Raw genomic sequence first — 20,843 nt, 5'->3', positions numbered from 1 at the left:
CTTCGAACTGCTGCTTTGCTCATAGAGTATAGGGGATCTTCTGAACATCCACGCTTATTGACACTTCTCTCAAATCAAACAACGGCAGCCAAGGGCTGCCGTTTGTTGATACACTATACGAAATTCAGCTGGTTCCCGGACTTCCACTACACGGGGGATTTTAATTATTACCATTAGACTTTCAGCAGTAAAATAATAATGGAAAGCAAACTGAAGCATACACTGATTAAACTAATAAATGCCACCGTTTGTTTTTGGCTAAGTCCGGAAGACAACAGTCTGTGATGTATTTGGCCCGCATCAGCCTTATAAATAGGCTCACCTCTATAAAACCGCTTTGCGACAATAATCAAATTATCGAAAATAGGTACTCCCAAGGCCAGCACCGGAATTGAAAGGGAAATTAAAGTGGCTTGCTTAAAAGCCCCATCAAGAGCAATAATTCCTAAAATGAATCCCAAAAAGTTTGCCCCGGAATCACCCATAAATATTTGGGCAGGGTGCTTATTGTATCTTAGAAAACCTAAGGCTACGCCGACAACCAGAGCCGATAATAATGCCGAGCCGCTTTGACCCTTTGCTAAAGCAACAACAAATAACGTTGACCCTGCAATAGCCGACAAGATCCCGGCAAGACCATCAATGCCATCCGACCAATTTATAACTGTAGTTACTCCAACAATCCACATTATACTTAAAATAAACTGCAGAGCCGCCGGCAAGATTATATATTGATGCGTCACCGGATTTGTAAAGCCGTAAAATACTATGCCGGAGAAATAAACAATTATAGCCGCAATGGTATGTACCACAAGCCGAGGGAACGCCGGAAATTCTTTGCCAAGAGCTTTATACCAGTCGTCGAGAATTCCGATCAACAGAACTAACACAGAAGCGATGATTAAAGAGGCGGATTTATTGTCAATTGGTCTTATAAACGTGAAATAGCCACAAATGAATCCTAAAAATATACCGATGCCGCCCAATAAAGGAATGGGCTTCTGATGCTTTTTTCTCCCTGTTGGTTTATCCACAAAACCCCATTTAAAGGATAATGTCCTTAAATAAGGTATTATTAAATAAACAATTAGAAAAGCAAACACTAAAGCCAATAAATACTTCATTGCAAAGATGTACCCCCAAAGCTTCTTCTGCCAGACAAGCTTAATTTAAGCTTATTATAACACTTCCCCGTCTTTTGCATAACTATAATTGAAATTAGATTTTAGACCGAACCCTTTTATTGATAGCTAATAAAAACACTTCATGTCACTCACAGCGCTTCGCAATTCTTTCTTAAACCAGGCGTCAGTTCCACGATAGTATCTGACAGCTGGCACAGATGGGCATTCCAGCCGGCGGATATGATTATCTTGATCAAACCTTTACTTAAAACAACGGAGAGTCCCGTCAAAGGGATCTCTCCGCCATCAATTTAAAAATTCTCTTTTTCAAAAGCCATTAAGCTTGTGATCTACTAATCGGCTTATTTCAAGCACATTTTGTAAGGCATCCGATGAATTCTCCCGTTGACGTTCTTTCTCAGATAGCTTATGAACCTTGTCCATTAATCCCGCTAACGCTTCGTCAAGCGTTTTATTCAAAGCTTTATTCTGATCTGCCGTCGGCACCGTCTCGGTTGTCTCAACCGCTAATGGGGGGGCAGAAGTCAAAGGTTTCGAGCTGCGTGTCATGCCGCTTGCGTTCCATTGAAAAGTCTCTCCAAGCGACGGAATCAAAGGCTCTAAATCAATTTGGGCTTTAATCTTCTCCGCCAGAGTTGACTGCGCCTCTTCTTCGCCATGGACCAATATGATTCCCTGAGCAGGAGTTCCACTGCATCGAATCCAGTTAAGAAGGCCTCTTTGGTCCGCATGGGCCGAAAAACCGTCAATATTCTCAATCTTAGCTTTCACCGAAATTTCTTCCCCATGAATTGTTACCTTTTTTTCTCCGCTTAGGAGCCGACGGCCTAAAGTGCCTTCTGCCTGGTAACCTACAAACAATACTGTCGCTTCAGGACGCCAAAGGTTATGTTTAAGATGGTGTTTTATTCTTCCCGCGTCAGCCATGCCGCTTGCTGAAATGATAATTGCTTTCCCTTTAATCTCATTTAACGCTATAGAGTCTTTAGCTGTAAGACTAAAATGCAATCTGGGCAAGTTCAGCGGATTTTCACCTTGCTTGATTAAGTTTTGCGTTTCTTTATTAAAGTATTTTAAACTGTGTTGAAAGATTTTCGTAGCTTCCACGGCTAAAGGGCTGTCGATATACACATCTACTGAAGGAATATCTTTATTATCGTGCAAAATTTCCAGATAATAGAGAAGATCCTGGGTGCGTTCAATCGCAAAGGATGGAATCACTAAGTTTCCTCCTTTGGCAAAGGTCTCATTGATAACTTCTTTAAATTTATTTAGCCGGTCGCTTGTATCTCCATGTATGCGATTGCCGTAGGTTGACTCCATAATAATGTAGTCACTCTCGGGTATACAAGCCGGTTGTTCTAAATAAGGTTCCGGGGCGTTGCCAATGTCACCGGAAAATACAAATTTTAAAGTTTGTTCTCCTTCAGTAACCCATACTTCAATCATAGCAGACCCTAAAATATGACCGGCATCCTGAAAACAAACTTCCAAGCCTGGTAAAAGCTCTAATTTTTTCCTATACTCTACACCTTTAAAGTATTTCAAACAGCCTGCGGCTTCCTCTGAGGTATAAATAGGACTCAATAGCGGCAGCCCTGCTCGAGTTAATTTACGGTTTTTCCGCTCCACTTCCATCTCTTGAATATGACCACTATCCGGCAACATGATTTGACATAACTCAATCGTAGCATGTGTGGTATATACCGGCCCTTTATATCCGTTCTTATAGAGCTTGGGAATTAAGCCACTGTGATCAGTATGAGCGTGAGTAAGTAGAACTAAGGATATCTCTTGAGGAGAAAAGGGAAACTCATTGTAATTTTTATCTTTAATATGTTTATTTCCTTGAAACAAACCACAATCAATTAAAATTTTATGGCCCCCGGTTTCGAGTAGATAACACGAACCCGTAACCATCTGCGCTGCTCCCAAAAATGTCAGATTCAAAATAATCATTCCCCTCAATGTATTCAATAGGCGAGTCGTTAAAAGTACCTATAAGTTTACTACTTTACCACAAGTACCGGGCATTGAGTGTGACCGAGAACTCGCTGAGTTACACTTCCCAATACAGTGCCCGCGATAGGACCATAACCGCGGCTACCCATGACTACGAGATCAAAGTCCCTCTTAGCTTCTTCTATAATTGCCGCTGCGGGATGCCCTGAAACATGCTTTTTAGACAGGGAGATATCGCTCACGTCAATCCCTGTTAAAGCTGCCTCCAAGGCTGCTTCTCCGTTTTGGTCAATCTGCTCCTGAGACACGACAATACCATAAGACACTGTATAACCCCAATAAGCCTCAGGATTATAGGTAACGTGGAAAAGTTCCACTTCAGAGTTAAATTGCCTTGCCAGCTGTAGCGCCGTAAGAAAAGCCTTGCGTGAAGCCTCTGAAACATCGGTTGGTACCAAAATTCGTTTAAACATTGTCATCAGCCCTTCCTGTTTGTGGATTTAAGTATTATTGAAATGTTTCTACAGCGGAGCACCAAACCAACTTGGAAATTATGAAAGAAAGGATATAGTACCTACTATATCGATATCTTTATTTGCAGTAATTATATCATAATAATTATTGTTTTCAAACTGTGCTTAAGTTGTTTCCCCTATCCGTACCATGCTAAAAATTCGCACCCAATATCACAGCATTCATTACACCATTTTATCCCGGTCAATCCGAACTATCAACTAGCAGGACAAAGTCACTGCCGTTTTGGGGCACCTGGCTCCTATTTATTTTTAAAAAAACTCTCATCGCCGTTATTGATGAGAGTAAAATTTGAGAGAAGATATGTTTAAGCATGCTTAATCTGCCCAAGGTTTTGTTTATTATGCTGATATTTAATAAAAACCTCACATACCTTAGAACTTTAGAAAGCAAAGCGGATATATAAAGCTTTACCAATTCTTTCACCCGTTAGAATTGGTTATTCGTATTCCAAAGAACTTTCGAGGTAAATTTCCGGATCTGTTTTACTATTAATAGGGAATGTGGGAACAAATAAGCCATTGCCCAGAAGCGGCGTAAGAGTAAACGCTAACAGATTACGTAAGCAGATCAGTATTCAACAGCTCTTTTAAAGAATCCAAAGGAATAGCAAATTCCAGAACTCCATAGTAATCAGGCGTATAGACAGCCGGTTGGAAGTAAAGTACTAATGAGGTGCTTGTTATATAAAAATCCTGATTTCCACTTGGTTGCGGCAAAGCTTCAAAGAGGTTTAAATTCTTCTCTTTCACTTGTTTTTCCATATCCTGAAGAAGAATTGCCGAATATCCGCTATTAACCTTAAAAAGATTATCCAAGGTTAACTTTTCTCCTGTATTTAAATTGATCGTCACGGAACTGGTCATATTGGCCGGATGAGCAACCTTCTCAGCATTTATACTTTCAGTATAATAAACACTAAGAATATTCTTATCCTGATATTGAACTTTATATCGGCCATAAAAAGTTTTATCTTGCCACGGCAGCGTTGATTTGACAAACTCAGTTGCCTGATTTCTCAGTAAATTATTGACTGTGTTTTCTTTAGCCTGGTCATCCAATCCTGTGATCTGAGGGAAAGTAATGTCTTGGCTATTTTGCTTGATACTCTCTTCTGTAACCTGTAAATGGCTTGAAGAGTTTTGCTTACTTACATACTGGGAGACCTCCGGAGAGCAGCCAAAGACTTCGAGTAATAAGCATAACGATATTATAACCGGTAATTTTCTCAAAAAAAAGCATCTCCTTTATGTAGCAATTATTAGCTTATTTTTTCTCTATGCAGCTTTTCCCTATAAATAATCCCATATCCCGTCTGCTTAACTAATATTGTATCATAGTTTTAAAGTGATATATTTACAAAACATTTAACATTTCTTCCAAATAATACTATAGACATCTTTATTCGCTTAAAAGCAAATTTACCGCAAAACAATTTGCCAGCTCCAACGCCCCCCAGCAGACTTTCATCACCAATTAATTGCTTTGTTTGACGCACAAGAAGTGGGCGTGAAAAAACCATGGTTTTCACGCCCACTTCTTTAGGCCAATTTAGGCCAACGAATTTTTCATGCCATACGGATAGTTAACATGTGTCTAGTATCCCAGGCTCTTATGGCTATATAGCCAATGTTACTTATTCCCCGAGCTGTTCTTTGGCGCAGGCCAAGTAGTAGTGACGGCCATTAGCGCTTGGTTCCAGATGGGCAAGGCTGATAAGGCCTTGCGCTTTGTATTGTTTCGCTTGTTTATCGGTGCTATCCGCGGCGATTAAAATATCTGCAAGTTCAATGGCCCATTGAGCTTCTCCGTCGTTTAGAGCCTGGCTGACGGCAGAAAGGACGGACTCTTTACCACCCATTAAAGCAATAGTTTTTTCGGCACGAATTCGAGCCGGCAGTGGATTGAGCTTGGTCGGATTACCGTCAAACCACCCCACATAACCGGCATATATGCCGCGAACGGACCAGGCAACGGTACCATAGAATTCACCCAAATAAGGAAGCTTAGCCCACTTTTCAGGCAGCTTGACGGCTTCTGCCACCTCATCCATGGTCAGGCCTTGGTTCATGCCTTTCAAGGTTTCCGTAAGGACATAGTCAATAGCATCGCGAAAGTTCGTTAAGGTTACTTCGATTTCCGTTTTACCGCTGATAGGACGGGTGTGGCCTGGCAGAAGATAATCAGCCTGATAAGCGATCAATTTATCCAAAGTGTCTATCCAGGTGCTGATATCTCGATACTGACTGCCTCGTATGGGATATAGATTAGGCCAACAACTATAGTAATTATCACCACAGCAAAGTACCTTTTGCGCCGGCAGCCAGATGAGTATCTGATCATCGGATTCACCGGGAGCTGCAGCAAGTTCGAAGGTAATACCGTCAATATCGCGTATAACTTTTTCTTCATTATAAATAGTAGTCGGCGGCACAAAAGCCCTCTGCCCTTCGCCTTGAGCTATACCCTCGCGAATACCAATACCTTCGGAAATGACTTCTTCGTTGCTGAGTTCATAGCCAAATTGTCTGACACTGCGCCGATTGAGCACATCCTGCAAGGCATTCGTTCGCCCAAGGACCGGCTTGCACGAGGCGAAAGCGATAATTTCCGGTTCACTGTCCTGGAAAGCTCCGGCACCACCAAGGTGGTCTGGATGACTATGGGTATAGATGACCGTCTTGACCGGTTTGTCGGTATACCCGGCAATAATGGTCTTTAGAGCTTCGGCGCGATAATCAGTATCCAGCGTATCAATCAGTATGACGGAAGTTTCTCCAATGATAAAAACAGCATTGCTGATACTATACCCCATAACATGATAAATAAGGCCGGGAATAATTTCTGTCACTTGACGCGGGTATGCTGTCGCTGAAAATTCTTTTAATAATTGCTCTCCGTCTGATCGTAACATTGATAACACCTCTCATTTGCTTGGAATCGGACTTGGTTAAGTGTACCACATAATATAAATTGCCGTAATGCTTTAACCCCGCTAAAAGTCCGGTGACAAAACCCTGACAGCGACGGGGTCCTTTTCCTCAAATTACCGGGAGATATTACACCAGCTTATAGCCCACTCCGGGTTCCGTAATAATATGAATTGGTTCCGAAGGATCTTGTTCCAGTTTCTTTCTTAACTGCCCAACATATATCCTTAAATAGTGACTATTGGAATCTGTATGCGGTCCCCAAATCGTGCTCAGGAGTTGGTGGTGGGTAAGGATTTTTCCTTTGTTTTGGGCTAACAGGGTCAGTAGCTGATACTCCGTCGGCGTCAGCTTGACCTGGCTCCCATTGACTCTTACATCCCGGTTCTCCTGATCAACGGTTATGTTCCCGAATCTTAAAACTTCTTCCTCGCCGGCATCACTGCTATGCCTGAAAACATTGCGAATCCGGGCCAGAAGTTCCCCCATGCCAAAAGGCTTGGTCACATAATCGTCGGCTCCTAAGTCAAAAGCTAAGATCTTATCATTTTCATGCTCACGGGCAGTAAGGACAAGGACCGGGATTTTGGAAGATTCTCTCACTTTCGTCAGGACGTCAATACCATCGGAATCGGGCAGACCTAAATCTAAAATAATTAAATCCGGCTTCACCTGGTTCATCGTCACAAGACCTTCCCGGGCATTGCTGGCCTCATATACTTCGTAGCCGTGGACAGACAGCGAAACCTTTAAAAGCCGCTGAATTTGAGGCTCGTCATCGATAATAAGTATTTGCTTCCCTTTCTCATTCATGGCAATCTCCTATTCTGCAGGAATACTTGGGGGGATTTCCGTCAGGGGGATTGTAAAGAAAATAGTCACGCCTGCCGGCTCGCTGTTATTTTCAGCACGGATTGTTCCACCGTGAAGTTCGACAATTCCTTTGGAAATCGCCAGGCCTAAACCTGTACCGCTAATCTGGCGGGGGGAACGAACCCTGTAAAACTTATCAAAAATGTGTTCTAAATCCTCCGCGGGAATCGGTAAACCCCAGTCCCGAACCGAGACCTCCACTTGTTTTTGATTATTTCTCACACTGATTAGAATTTGGCTGTCCGGCTGAGAATACTTCAGCGCATTATCCAAAAGATTGGCAAGAACTTGTTTCATCAAAATAAAGTCTACGTTAACTAATAACTCCTTGTTGGCAATCTCACAGAGGATTTCCCGCTTGTTCCCCAGACTTTCCTCAAAATATTTGACAGCTTCTTTGATAATTTCACTGATCTCACACCATTCCTTGTTTAATTTTAGCATATCACTTTCCAAACGGGCCATATCAAGCAAGTTATTTACCAACTTATTCATGCGCAGAGCACCGATTTTAATAGTCTGCAGAAGATCCAGCCGGGAGGTTTCATTGAAGAGCTGATCATTCTCTAACAGACTGGTTACAGCCCCGATCATTGACGCCAGCGGTGTTCGCAAATCATGGGAGATAGAGTTGAGCAATGCTGTCCGGAGTTTTTCCGATTCATTTAACAGTTGGGCCTCACGGGCTTTTTCTACCAGCGATATTCTGGCGATGGCCAAGGCCGTTAAACTCGCAAAAGCGTCAACCAAACGCCTTTTTTCTGCCTGCAAATACTTCTCCGAGCTTTGCAGTTGTACTCCAAGTACTCCGCAAATTCCCTGTTCGGAGACTAAAGGCAGGTAAAATCCTTGGGCTCCGCCTAAAGTATCCGTACCTTTGCCTGCTATTTGATTATGTTCAAAGACCCAGGTGGCTACCGCCCTTTCGTTTTCCTCAAAAGGAATTTTCGAGTTTGAGGAAGCGCGCAAGGCTAACTGCCCATTTGCTTCCGGGACTAAGATGACAACCTCACCGGCAATTATATCCGCAACTTTTTTTACTACACTTGCCAATACGATATCTAAATTAGAAACGGCTGCAATCTCGCGGCTTAAGGAATAGAGGGCCGCCGTTTGCGACTCACGCTGCCGGGAATTAATAAGTTGTATTCTTAACCGTGTCGATAAATTACCGAGATAATAGCCTATAAGAATCATAATGGCAAAACTGATCAGATACCTCAAATCCGCAATGGTAAAGGTCAGAACCGGCGGAATTGTAAAAAAGTCATAAGTAATCAGGGAGACAATCGCCGTAAAAACTCCGGCCTTTTTACCATAACGCCCGGCACTTAAAAGTACGGGCAGTAAATAGAGCATCGCCGTGTTGACAAGGCCTAAATCGGAACCGCCCAGCCAGGCTATGACCGTAATAACGGAGAGCGCTGCCAGAGGAACTAAATAAGGAACAAGATCGTTGGCCTTCCGGAGGCCAATCTTTTTTGCTTCCTGATCGTCCTTAGTCTTCGGGCCATCGCCCGGTATGACATGGACACTAATGTTTTGGCTTTGTCTGAGAACCTTTTCGACGATGGAGCCGAAAAAGCGCTCTTGTAGTTTAAGCTTGCCGGGTTTGCCAATAATGATTTGAGTGACATTGCGGTTTTGGGCCACCTCAAGCAGCTCTTCGACAACATCATGACCACTTAAGGATATTACTTCAGCGTTCAATTCTTGGGCCAAATGCAAGCTTTTGGCCAGTTGATCCTTTTGCTTTTCACTTTTCAAGGAATTCGAAGGGGTCTCAATGTAGACGACAAGAAGTTCGGCTTTCATGCCTTCCGCAATCCGTCTGCCCATGCGAATCAAACGTTCACCGAAAGGGTTGGAACTGATACAAACCATAACCCGTTCACTGGCAGGCCACGGTCCCGCTATGCCATGAACCCGCATATAGGATTCCAATTGGCGATCCACTCTCTGCGCGGCAAAACGCATGGACAGCTCACGCAAAGCATTGATATTACCCGGTCGGAAAAACTTGTCCAGGGCATGTTTAGCCTGATGGGGAACATAAATTTTCCCTTCTTCCAAGCGCTGGATAAGCGCTTCCGTGGGAATATCGATGAGTTGTAATCTCGCATGTTCTAAAATAGAATCGGGAACCGTCTCCCGCACTGTAACACCCGTTATTTTAGCAACAATATCCTTAAAGCTTTCCAGATGCTGAATGTTAACCGTGGTATAAACGTTAATTCCTGCCGCCAGGAGCTCCTCAATATCCTGGTAACGTTTTAGATGCCGGGAACCGGGGACATTGGTATGAGCAAGCTCATCCACTAAGACAATTTCAGGGCGGATCGCTAAAATCGCGTCAAGGTCCATCTCTTGCAAGACTCTGCCGTGATACTCAAGGTCTTTAGGGGCAACCTTAGGAATCCCCTCCAGCAAGGCCATGGTTTCGGGACGCGCGTGCGGTTCAACCCATCCCGCCACAAGATTTATCCCTTCGGAAAGTCTCTCCCGGGCAACTTCCAGCATGGCGTAAGTTTTGCCGACACCGGCGGCCGCACCTAAAAAAACCGTCAATTTGCCCTTGGACTGATCCTGTATATCCGCTAAAAGTTCGTCGGGATCAACCCGTCTTTTCTCGTTCATGGTATCCTCCCTCTAAAATAAAAAAAACTTGCTTGGCGCAGGTGACACCCAGCCGCCCTTATATTGAAAGAAACCAGGACAAACGAAATTTATCCTCCCTGGTAGTACAAGCCAGCCAAGCCATTGAATAAATCAATGGCTTGGCTGGTAAGTTATTTCATCAGACTATCAAGATCCAGGTTCAGGCGCAGGACATTGACTCGCGGCTCACCGAACAGACCCAACTGCCGTGGGGTTGTATCTCTCTGTACGAGATTTTGGACTGTTTCAAGAGGAAGATTTCTTAATTTCGCGATCCTGGGAACCTGAAGCATAGCCCCCTCCGGGGTAATATCAGGGTCGAGGCCACTGGCCGAAGCAGTCACTAAATCCGCGGGAACAGCCTGATTGGGACTTAAGCCATTGGCTTGCCGAATAGTGGCGGCACGTTCGGCCACGTCCTGAAGAAGGTCTTGATTCGTCGGCCCTAAATTAGAGCCGCTTGAAGCTGTGGCATCGTAACCGTCTTTCCCCGCGTCCGAGGGCCTGGACTGAAAGTACTTGGAAGCGGAGAAATTCTGGCCGATAACTTGGGACCCGACTGCCTGCCCGTTGTTATAAACAACAGATCCGTTCGCCTGGCGAGGGAAAAACAACTGAGCAAGGCCTGTTACGACCAAGGGATAAGCAATCCCGGTCAGAACTGTCAGCACAAGCAGCATGGCAAAACCTTTAATAAATTGCTTTAGCATTCGTGACACCCCCTTCTTAAGCCCAGCCTAGAGCAGAAATCAGCAAATCAATCATTTTAATCCCGATAAAGGGAACAAGCAAACCTCCTAAACCATAAAACAAAAGATTTTTTCTGAGGATGATGTTAGCTCCAAGAGGCTGATACTTGACGCCCCGCAAAGCGAGAGGCACCAGGGCAATGATAATTAAGGCGTTGAAGATGACCGCTGACAGGATGGCGCTTTGGGGTGTGGCGAGATGCATAATGTTTAAGACCTTTAATTGCGGATAGGTGGCAAAAAAGAGGGCCGGAATGATGGCAAAGTATTTAGCCACATCATTGGCAATACTGAAGGTTGTCAGCGACCCTCTGGTCATTAAAAGCTGTTTGCCGATTTCCACAACCTCAATAAGTTTCGTGGGGTTGCTGTCTAAGTCAACCATATTTCCCGCTTCTTTGGCAGCCTGAGTCCCGCTGTTCATGGCTACCCCCACGTCCGCCTGAGCAAGGGCCGGCGCGTCGTTGGTCCCATCCCCTGTCATCGCCACGAGGTGCCCTTTACTTTGGTAGTCCCTGATCAGCTTAAGCTTTGCTTCGGGAGTGGCCTCAGCGAGAAAATCATCGACTCCTGCCTCTGCCGCAATAGCAGCCGCCGTCAGGGGATTGTCGCCTGTGATCATCACGGTTTTTATGCCCATTTTCCGCAGTTGGGCAAATCGCTCTTTAATCCCGCCTTTTACCACGTCTTTGAGATAAATAACCCCTAAAGCCTGGGCTCCTTCGGCGACAACCAAGGGGGTACCTCCTTTTTTCGCAATATCTTCGACAGTGGCAATAACCTCGGGATGCATAATCCCGCCTTGTTCACGGACGTATTTCTCGATAGCATCCGTCGCCCCTTTGCGGATTTCCCGTCCCTCCAGGTTGACGCCGCTCATTCTTGTGTGGGCGCTAAAGGGGAGAAAGGTGGCTCCCAGGCTGTGAATATCACGTTCCCGTAAATTGTATTTCTCCTTGGCTAAGATAACAATGCTGCGCCCTTCCGGGGTTTCATCAGCCAGAGAGGAGATTTGAGCGGCATCCGCCAGTTTTTCGGCAGCTACCCCCGGCGCTGGAATAAATTCTGTCGCCATTCTGTTACCCAAGGTGATTGTTCCCGTTTTATCGAGCAACAAAACGTTAACGTCACCGGCTGCTTCTACGGCCCGTCCGGACATCGCCAACACATTGCGTTTTAATAAACGATCCATTCCGGCAATTCCTATGGCGCTAAGCAGGCCGCCAATGGTCGTGGGGATCAGGCAGACTAACAGGGCTGCAAGTACGGGGACGGCTACGATGGTCCCTGAATAGATGGCATAGGGTTCAAGGGTGGCAACGGCAAGTAAGAAGATAATAGTCAACCCTAACAGCAGGATTGTCAAAGCGATTTCGTTCGGTGTTTTTTGCCGTTGGGCTCCTTCCACCAAATGAATCATGCGGTCTAAGAAGGTTTCCCCCGGGTTAGCCGTTATTTTCACTTTAATCCAATCGGATAAAACCTTAGTTCCACCCGTAACAGAGCTTCGATCACCGCCGGATTCACGAATGACGGGAGCCGACTCTCCTGTAACAGCACTTTCGTCAACCGAGGCAATTCCTTCAACAACTTCGCCGTCACCGGGAATAACGTCCCCGGCTTCCACCAGAACAACATCCCCTTTGCGCAAATCCGGGGCAGGAACAGGCACCGGTTTTTCTCCGTCGAGCTTTTTGGCTAAGGTTTCACTTCTCGTTTTCCGCAGGGCTGAGGCCTGGGCCTTGCCTCTTCCCTCGGCGATAGCCTCGGAAAAATTGGCAAATATCACGGTTACCCATAGCCAAAGGGCAATTTGGCTGTTAAACCCTAAGGTCTTAGCGCCGCTCAACAAATCCCTCAGCACGAAAAAGGTACTTAACACAGCCACTATTTCTACGACAAACATAACGGGATTGCGCCACATCAGAGAGGGCTTTAATTTTTTAAAAGCGTCTTTGACTGCTTCTACGAGCATTGCTGAGTTAATACTCCCAGAGGAAGTCTTCCTAGCCTCATGGCTCACATTTTCTTGCATGGTATAGCCTCCAAGTCACCGCTCAAGTTATTTTCCGATCATGATCAAATGTTCAACAATTGGCCCTAAGGCAAGGGCCGGGAAGAAGGTCAAGGCACTGACAATAAGCACAATCCCCGCCAGTAAACCTCCAAAGAGAACACCTGTTGTCTGAAACGTACCGGGTCCTTCCGGCACAGCCTTCTTTTTTGCCATGCCGCCAGCAATGGCCAGAACTGGAAGAATAATCCCATAGCGTCCGAGAAGGATCACCAGGCCGGTGGCGATGTTATAAAACGGCGTATTGGCATTTAAGCCCGCAAAGGCGCTCCCGTTGTTGGATGCAGCGGAGGTAAAGGCATAGAGGATCTCAGTTAAACCATGGGGACCGGGATTTAAGATTGACGAAGTCCCAGCTTTCGTAACACTGGCCAGAGCACTTCCGACTAAGATAGAAACAGCCGGTATAAGAATAGCAATGGTTGCCATTTTCATTTCCCAGGACTCAATCTTTTTACCCAAATATTCCGGAGTACGCCCCACCATTAGCCCCACTATAAAAACCGTCAAAATCACGAAGATCAGCATACCGTAGAGTCCGGCGCCGACTCCGCCAAAAACCACTTCCCCCAGCATCATTTGCAGCAAGGGAATCATGCCGCCGAGGGGTGTCAGACTGTCGTGCAGCGAATTCACCGCCCCGCAGGAGGCCGCTGTCGTAATGGTGGCAAAGAGGGCGGAATTGCCGATGCCAAAACGAACTTCTTTGCCTTCCATTGCCGACGGGCCACTGATCCCCAGGGCCGTCACATTGGGATTGCCAAAGATTTCGCTGGAATAGGTTACCCCCAGGAAAATAAGGAATAAGACAAGCATGGTGACAAAAATGACTCTTCCTTGTTTGGGCTTGCCGACCATTCGACCGAAGGTAAAGGGTAAAGCCGCCGGAATAAGCAGTATAAAGAGCATTTCCAAAAAGTTGGTTAGGGGTGTAGGGTTCTCGAAGGGATGCGCCGAGTTGGCATTGAAAAAACCTCCGCCATTTGTGCCGAACATTTTGATGGCCTCTTGGGAAGCAACCGGCCCCATAGCCAGAGTTTGTTTACCGCCTGCGAGGGTTGTCAGGTGCAAATAGGAGCTGAAATTTTGAATGACACCCTGTTGCGTTAAAATAAGCGCGCCAATTATTGACAAGGGAAGCAAAACCCAGAGGATTGAGCGAGTTAGATCCACCCAAAAGTTTCCGATGGTCGAGGCGCTTTTTCTGGCCAGCCCTCTTGTCAGTGCAATCACTACAGCTAAGCCTGTGGCGGCGGAGACAAAGTTCTGAACGGTTAAGCCGGCCATTTGCACGAAATACCCCATGGTTGATTCACCGGAGTAAGCCTGCCAGTTTGTATTCGTAACAAAGCTGGCGGCGGTATTAAAGGCTAAATCAGGGGACAATGCTCCGAAGCCTTGAGGGTTAAAAGGAAGATGCCCTTGCCATAACTGGAGCAAAAAAAGAAGGATAAAACCGCAGAAGTTGAAGATAAGAAGAGACCCGGCATAGTGTTTCCAGCCCATCTCCTTCTGTTCCTCAGTAGCGGTGAAGCGGTAGATGAGTTTTTCAAGGGGTCGGAAGAGCGGGTCTGCCCAAGTTTTTTCGCCGCTGAATACCTTAGCCATATATCGGCCTAAGGGAACAGCTAAGACTGTCAGAATCAGGACATAAAGAGCTATTTGTACAATATCCGTCGTTCTCATCAGGTGATCCTCCATTTTTAACAGCAATGGGTTATTTTCCGTTTAGCCGTTCCTTTAAATCATAGACACCGTCTAGATGTTTTCGGCGTTAATCAGAGCGTAACTTAAATAAGCCAAAAGGCCGAGTGTAACAAGGGCGCCTAAAATCAGGTCAACCATTTATATTCCTCCTTGAAGTATAACTTCTCCTTAGCTGCTTTTAAGAGTAAATAAGCCCAACTTATAAAAATATCTCTTAAAATATAAGTTCATGTACTCTCCTCCTTTTGATAAACTTTATGATAAATTATTCTGTTATAAAAAAGCTGTAAATAATCGCTTAATAGCGTAAAGAAAACATAAAAGTTTTGTCTGCCTATTAACCTTTTTTGTTAAAATAAACTTTCCTCACAATAACTTTGCTTGACAAAGGATAATCCCGCACTTCCGGTTCACTACTATTTTTCAGTTCTGTTCGCCGATGTATTTTATTTAGTAAATTTATAAATTTATCAGTTAGCATATCCTTTCCAGTTATGAACCTCAATTTTTCCAAAACAGTAAACAAAAGAACTGACAGTAAGCCTAAAAAACAAAATAAAGATAAGCTGTTTATTGCTTGCATCCCCTCTCAAATTTTAATTTTTAACTAATTAATTCCGCTTCTATTTTTCATAAGATGTTTCTTTAATTTAACGTTAGTATAATTCCATGTTCTGTAAAATTGCCATTAAAAATAATCCTTAATCCATAAATAAAAAGTAAAAATTTTGTAAAATACAATCTCATACCTGCGCTTGCATTAATAAAAGAAAAACATTTACAGCTAACGCTATCCAAGAGGTTTAACCAGCCATAAACTAATCTTTTAAGAGTTCAATAAAAATAAGAAAGACTAGGAGATTAGTCCTAGCCTACTTTAATGTTTGTCTATTCATTTGTTCCACTCCACTCTTAGTTTAGTTATTTATCCTCTTTATTAATCCATTCCTGACACCTATGTTCTTTGCAAATATCCGGACGCTTCTCCCAGGCAATTATGCAGCCGTCTTCCTTCGTCCAGTAAGCACAATAACCTATATTGATGCCCCGGTCATCCAGTTCTTTAAGATATCTCAGGGCCCGTATTTTCCTGACTGAACAGTCATCGTAAATGTAAGTATCGATCCAAGCACTATAAGCCTCAAGAACATCATATCGCGGTTCTATGTTAAACCGGTCTTTTTGTAAATACCAGACACTGTTTTGGAAGTAATGGGAAAAATTTTCGGAACCGTCCAGAATATTATCATTGGAATAGTTGATGTAATCGGGCATTTGTCCACCCTCACACTTTTTTATGTAAAGACGGCAACATTTGCCTGCGCATAATGTACATCTAACAGCATCTCTGTACTCCACTGGCATAACTCATCCATTCCACACTCTATAGCCGGCAAAACATATAGAGGCCTTCTCATTTAGACATAACCCGTTTTGGCTAGTCAGAAGCTAATATTAGACTAAGCCTGGTAAAAAAAGAGTAAATATTTCCCCGTTTCCAATAACTATATCCCTAAACAATTGCAAAATATAGCGAAAAAAGGCACTATTAAAAATTTCCCCATGATTCGGTAAATTTCTGCCCTGATTATAAGACTCTTGTATTTGAGGGGTAACTCAAATTTGGAATTCTTTCTAAACAAATGTTAACAAAACGACCTCCCTTTGTTGAGACCAGCAAAGAGAAGTCGTTTGATTATAGGCTTTAAACATTTCCTGTTCTTTTGGGAAATCCACGTAAAAGCAAAATACGGCAAACTGAGGATATGGACAGTCTGGACAAAAAATGTGAAGGTTTACAAAAACGCGCTTTTTACTCCTTAGATTACATCAAAAAGACTTAATTGATCACTTTCAGGAAGACCTTTTAAACAACCAAACCCTCTAAGCATATCTATAGCAGAATTCCCTATTTTAGCCCGTTTCTTTATATCCTCTACTGAATTGAAAGGCTTTTCCTGGGCAGCGCTGAATACACCTTCTGCCGCGACGGTTCCCATTCCGGATATACTGTTTATGGGCGGTCTTAACCCATCCTCTTCAACTTGGAACTTTGTGGCGTGAGATTTGTATAAATCGATAGGCAGGAATTTGAAGCCCCTTTCGTACATTTCCACAACCAGTTCCAAGTCTTCATACATATCCTTATCCTTAGGAGTGGCCTGGTTTCCCAGCATTTCAATTTCTTTCATCTTTGCTCTAACCTTTTCTTTGCCAAATATCATAAATTCGGCGTCAAAAGCCTTTGCTCTGATGGTGAAGTAGGCCGCGTAATAAGCTTTAGGTATGTGCACCTTAAACCAGGCAATTCTGAAAGCCATCATTACGTAAGCCGCAGCATGAGCCTTGGGAAACATGTATTTAATTTTTCTGCAGGAATCAATATACCATTCCGGTACATCATGCTTTCTCATCACTGCTTCATATTCAGCCCATTTTTCAGGGTCCTTTAAAGCCTTTCCTTTGCGAACCAGCTCCATAATCTTAAACGCAGTGTTGGGCGGCAACCCTTTTTTAATAAGGTAAATCATAATATCATCTCGGGTACATACTGCTTCACTTAAAGTAACTGTTCCCGCATCAATTAAGTCTTTGGCATTCCCCAGCCAAACATCCGTACCATGGGAAAGTCCCGATATGCATATTAAATCGGTGAAAGCCGTGGGCCTTGTATCTAAAAGCATTCCCCTTACAAACTTAGTACCAAACTCGGGAATCCCAAAGGTTCCTACTTTAGAATTTATCTGCTCTGGAGTTACCCCTAGGACTTCCGTGGCTGAAAATATTGACATCGTCTCTTTATCATCCATAGGGATCTTTTGAGGGTCTACTCCTGTGATATCCTGAAGCATTCTTATAACCGTAGGATCATCATGACCCAGGATATCCAGCTTTAAAAGATTCTGATCAATAGAGTGATAGTCAAAATGTGTTGTTATGATATCCGAATTGGAATCATCCGCCGGATGCTGTACCGGGCAAAATTCAAAAATTTCCCGCCCTTTCGGCACTACGATGATCCCACCCGGATGTTGTCCTGTAGTTCTTTTAATACCTGTGCAGCCTTTAGAGATTCTGATAACTTCGGCTTTATTGGTTGTACGGTTCTTCTCCTCAAAATACTTTTTTACGTAGCCAAAGGCTGTCTTTTCAGCGATGGTACCTATAGTTCCGGCTTTAAACGTTGTACCTTTGCCGAAGATAACTTCCGTATATTTATGGGCTTTGGCCTGATACTCTCCCGAGAAATTTAAGTCGATATCCGGCTCCTTATCACCATTGAAGCCTAAAAAGGTTTCAAAAGGAATATCTATGCCATCCTTAGCCAGCTTTTCTCCGCAAACAGGGCAAACCTTATCCGGCAAGTCAAAGCCGATTTTATAGCCACAATCGGAAAAATCCGAGTACTTACAGTTGGGGCACCTGTAATGAGCGGGCAAAGCGTTTACTTCCGTTATACCGGTCATATAAGCTACGACAGAGGAACCAACAGAACCCCTGGAGCCAACCAGATAGCCATCCTCATTAGATTTCCACACTAGCTTTTGCGCAATGATATACATTACGGAAAAACCGTTTTTAATGATGGAATCCAGTTCCTTATCAAGCCTTTGCTGGACAATTTCCGGCAAAGGATCTCCATAAAGCTCATGGGCCTTGCCAAAGGCAATGTCCTTAATGGTTTGTTCGCAGCCTTCGATATGGGGCGGGCATTTTTCCGATGAAATAGGACTGATAGGTTCACACATATCAGATATCAAATTGGTGTTTGTTACTACTACCTCATAGGCTTTTCCTTCTCCTAAATAGGAAAATTCCCTAAGCATCTCCTCTGTCGTTTTTAAATATAGAGGCGCCTGATTATCCGCATCTTTAAATCCTTGGCCGGCTTCCAGGATGCGCCTGTAGATCTCATCTTCCGGGTCCATGAAGTGAACATCTCCTGTGGCTACTACCGGCTTGTTTAGCTTTTCACCAAGAGCAACAATTTTTTTATTAATTTCTTTTAAATAGTCTTTACCCGGCACCTGCTCTGTTCTTACTAAATAATCATTATTGCCCAAAGGCTGGATCTCTAAATAATCATATTCTTCAGCAATAGCCTCGATTTCTTCATCAGATTTGCCGAGTAATATTGCTTGGTAAAGCTCTCCCTCACTACAGGCGCTGCCAAGAATTAAACCTTCAGAGTATTTTTTATAAAGACTTTTTAATATGCGTGGTTTTTTATAAAAATAATCCAAGTGGGAATAGGAAACCAGTTTATATAAATTCTTTAAGCCCGCATAGTCTTTGGCCAATATTATGGCGTGATAGGTTTTAAGCTTTTTATATGCTTCCTTCTTGGCTTGTTCATCGTGGCTGTATCGGTCTATATCCTCAAGGACTTCCGCGCCTCTTTGCTTTAGCTTTTCCAGCATGACCTTAAAGACCTTAACAGTGGTATCTACGTCATCTAACGCTCTGTGGGCAACCTCTACCTTTATCCCAAGATTTTTGGCTATTCTCCCTAATTTATATGTTTTAAAATCAGGGAAAAGCTCCTTGGCCAAGGACAAGGTATCCAAATAAGTGTAATCGAAGTCATAGCCCAAAACCTTAGCATTGTGCTTTAAGAAGCCCATATCAAATTCCGCATTATGAGCAACCAGCACACTTCCTTCAATAAAATCCAGTATTTTAGGAAATACATGTTCTATAATTTCAGAGCCTTTTACCATCTCATCGGTTATATTGGTAACCTCTACAACCCTTGCGGGAATAGGCTTTTCAGGGTCTACAAAGCAGCTGAATTGATCGATTACCTTTCCATCTTTAAGTTTCATGATTCCTATTTCAGTAATTTTCTCTGTAACAGGTGAAAACCCCGTAGTTTCTAAATCCAATACACAATAAGTGGTATCAATGCTCTGTCCCTTGGAATTTGTCACGGACGGTCTTTTATCCGGCGCCAGATAGGCCTCTATTCCATATATAATTTTCATGTTAGGATTATCTCTGCCAACGAGCTTATAGGCCTCAGGAAAGGACTGCACCACTCCGTGATCCGTTATGGCAATAGACTTCATCCCCCAGCTCATGGCTCGTTTAATTAAATCGGTAGCACTGGTCATAGCATCCATCTGACTCATCTGGGTATGCATGTGCAATTCTACCCGCTTTACCTCAGCCTTATCCAGCCTCTTAGTCTTCCTCATGCCTTCTGTTTCCACTATAGTATTGGCAATAAGTTCAACTTCCCCGGAAAACTTGCTGTACCCGGCATTTCCTGAAAGCCTGACTCCCTTGGCCTTTTTAAGCCTGGCTAATACTTCACTATCTTCACCGGCTTTGATGAAAGTCTTACAGGTCAGAGAACTTGAGCCGTCATATAAATCAAAGGAAATTAATATTTTGCCGCTTCTTAATTCCTTGGACTCTATATTGGATAATTCGCCTTCCAGAGCCACCTTACCCTCATCGGGAGTAATATCGGTAATTTTAATAACGTGGTCCTTAATGTTAGCGTTTCTTCCTAATATTAAGGAGGCATTGTCCCTTTTTCCGTCAGTTTTTGCTTTAATTTCTTGCGTTGTCTCTCGAACTTCTTCAGGCACTCTAGGGATGTTATTACTTTGAGGCTCCCTAATTTCCTTTTGCAGAAGCAACATTTCCTTGAGATATGTATCCTCTTGTAGTCTTATTGACTCTTCACCGCTAACATCATCAACAAAATTTATTTGATACGATGTACCATAAAGGCTTTTTATGGTATCGTGAATTAGCTTGTCATAACCTTTAGCTTTTAACAAGTAAGCAATTCCTATTTTAAATTTAAAATCTATTGTATTACCTTTGGTTATTTCATACTCGCTGTTATTCAGAGCTGACTTTAACACCGGATTTTTATCCGCCAGCAAAACTATAATAGTTTTAAGTTCTTCCTCTATTGGTTTTCTTATAGTCTCCATTGTATACTTTATTGTAATTATTGAATCGTTTAGGGCCAGCCTTTCTTTTATAAAGCTGTTAATGCTATCGATCTCTTTAATTTCTATATATTTATCAGAGCTGATTTTCATCTCTAAAGTTTTTGTGTGTTTGTTCAAAACCACAGCTTCCACAATCGCAGTATTTATATTGCCCCTTGCCTCATAATCGCTAAAAATTTCATTTATTCTTTTCATATTATCCCAAGTTCTCCCCGAAATTTTTTTGCTAATCGAATCAT

14 protein-coding genes are annotated in these 20,843 nt (G+C 43.4%); all 14 read right to left on the bottom strand.

Annotated elements, in window-relative coordinates; all coding sequences use genetic code 11:
* Positions 1-173: 173 nt before the first annotated feature.
* The 14 genes from REC12_RS05095 to polC all read right to left on the bottom strand — a co-directional run bounded on the left by REC12_RS05095 (position 174) and on the right by polC (position 20,799).
* Complete coding sequence (locus REC12_RS05095) at positions 174-1,124, bottom strand: MraY family glycosyltransferase (protein WP_308892732.1); 951 nt, start codon at positions 1,122-1,124, stop codon at positions 174-176.
* A 327-nt stretch (positions 1,125-1,451) separates the two neighbouring features.
* Positions 1,452-3,095, bottom strand: coding sequence for an MBL fold metallo-hydrolase RNA specificity domain-containing protein (locus REC12_RS05090; RefSeq protein WP_308892731.1), 1,644 nt, complete (start codon positions 3,093-3,095; stop codon positions 1,452-1,454).
* Between the two features lie 59 nt (positions 3,096-3,154).
* Positions 3,155-3,580 carry a universal stress protein gene (locus REC12_RS05085; protein WP_308892730.1) on the bottom strand — a complete coding sequence of 142 codons (426 nt, stop codon included), beginning with the start codon at positions 3,578-3,580 and terminating at the stop codon, positions 3,155-3,157.
* Between the two features lie 618 nt (positions 3,581-4,198).
* Positions 4,199-4,873, bottom strand: coding sequence for a PdaC/RsiV family protein (locus REC12_RS05080; RefSeq protein WP_308892729.1), 675 nt, complete (start codon positions 4,871-4,873; stop codon positions 4,199-4,201).
* A 110-nt stretch (positions 4,874-4,983) separates the two neighbouring features.
* Positions 4,984-5,172, bottom strand: a complete 189-nt coding sequence (locus REC12_RS05075; protein WP_308892728.1) for a hypothetical protein — start codon at positions 5,170-5,172, stop codon at positions 4,984-4,986.
* A gap of 105 nt (positions 5,173-5,277) precedes the next feature.
* Positions 5,278-6,555 (bottom strand): alkyl sulfatase dimerization domain-containing protein, encoded by a 1,278-nt coding sequence (locus REC12_RS05070; RefSeq protein WP_308892727.1) that lies wholly within the window; start codon positions 6,553-6,555, stop codon positions 5,278-5,280.
* A 145-nt stretch (positions 6,556-6,700) separates the two neighbouring features.
* Positions 6,701-7,384 (bottom strand): response regulator, encoded by a 684-nt coding sequence (locus REC12_RS05065; RefSeq protein ID WP_308892726.1) that lies wholly within the window; start codon positions 7,382-7,384, stop codon positions 6,701-6,703.
* Between the two features lie 9 nt (positions 7,385-7,393).
* The gene (locus REC12_RS05060; protein ID WP_308892725.1) at positions 7,394-10,081 is read right to left on the bottom strand and encodes an ATP-binding protein; all 2,688 of its coding nucleotides are present in this window, start codon (positions 10,079-10,081) and stop codon (positions 7,394-7,396) included.
* A gap of 152 nt (positions 10,082-10,233) precedes the next feature.
* Entirely contained in the window at positions 10,234-10,812 is a 579-nt protein-coding gene (gene kdpC / locus REC12_RS05055; RefSeq protein WP_308892724.1) for a potassium-transporting ATPase subunit KdpC, read from the bottom strand.
* Between the two features lie 16 nt (positions 10,813-10,828).
* The gene (kdpB, locus tag REC12_RS05050; protein ID WP_308892723.1) at positions 10,829-12,886 is read right to left on the bottom strand and encodes a potassium-transporting ATPase subunit KdpB; all 2,058 of its coding nucleotides are present in this window, start codon (positions 12,884-12,886) and stop codon (positions 10,829-10,831) included.
* 27 nt (positions 12,887-12,913) lie between these two features.
* Entirely contained in the window at positions 12,914-14,611 is a 1,698-nt protein-coding gene (gene kdpA / locus REC12_RS05045; protein WP_308892722.1) for a potassium-transporting ATPase subunit KdpA, read from the bottom strand.
* Between the two features lie 72 nt (positions 14,612-14,683).
* Positions 14,684-14,770, bottom strand: coding sequence for a K(+)-transporting ATPase subunit F (kdpF, locus tag REC12_RS26425; RefSeq protein WP_374214176.1), 87 nt, complete (start codon positions 14,768-14,770; stop codon positions 14,684-14,686).
* Between the two features lie 783 nt (positions 14,771-15,553).
* A complete protein-coding gene (locus REC12_RS05040; RefSeq protein ID WP_308892721.1) occupies positions 15,554-15,907 on the bottom strand; it encodes a hypothetical protein in 354 nt (117 codons plus the stop codon).
* 545 nt (positions 15,908-16,452) lie between these two features.
* The gene (polC, locus tag REC12_RS05035) at positions 16,453-20,799 is read right to left on the bottom strand and encodes a DNA polymerase III subunit alpha (protein ID WP_308892720.1); all 4,347 of its coding nucleotides are present in this window, start codon (positions 20,797-20,799) and stop codon (positions 16,453-16,455) included.
* Positions 20,800-20,843 lie beyond the last annotated feature (44 nt).

The organism is Candidatus Desulfosporosinus nitrosoreducens (assembly GCF_030954495.1).
Lineage (GTDB): Bacteria > Bacillota > Desulfitobacteriia > Desulfitobacteriales > Desulfitobacteriaceae > Desulfosporosinus > Desulfosporosinus nitrosoreducens.
The sequence above is the reverse complement of the archived record's forward strand: the minus strand, read 5'-3'. Positions and strand labels throughout refer to the sequence as shown.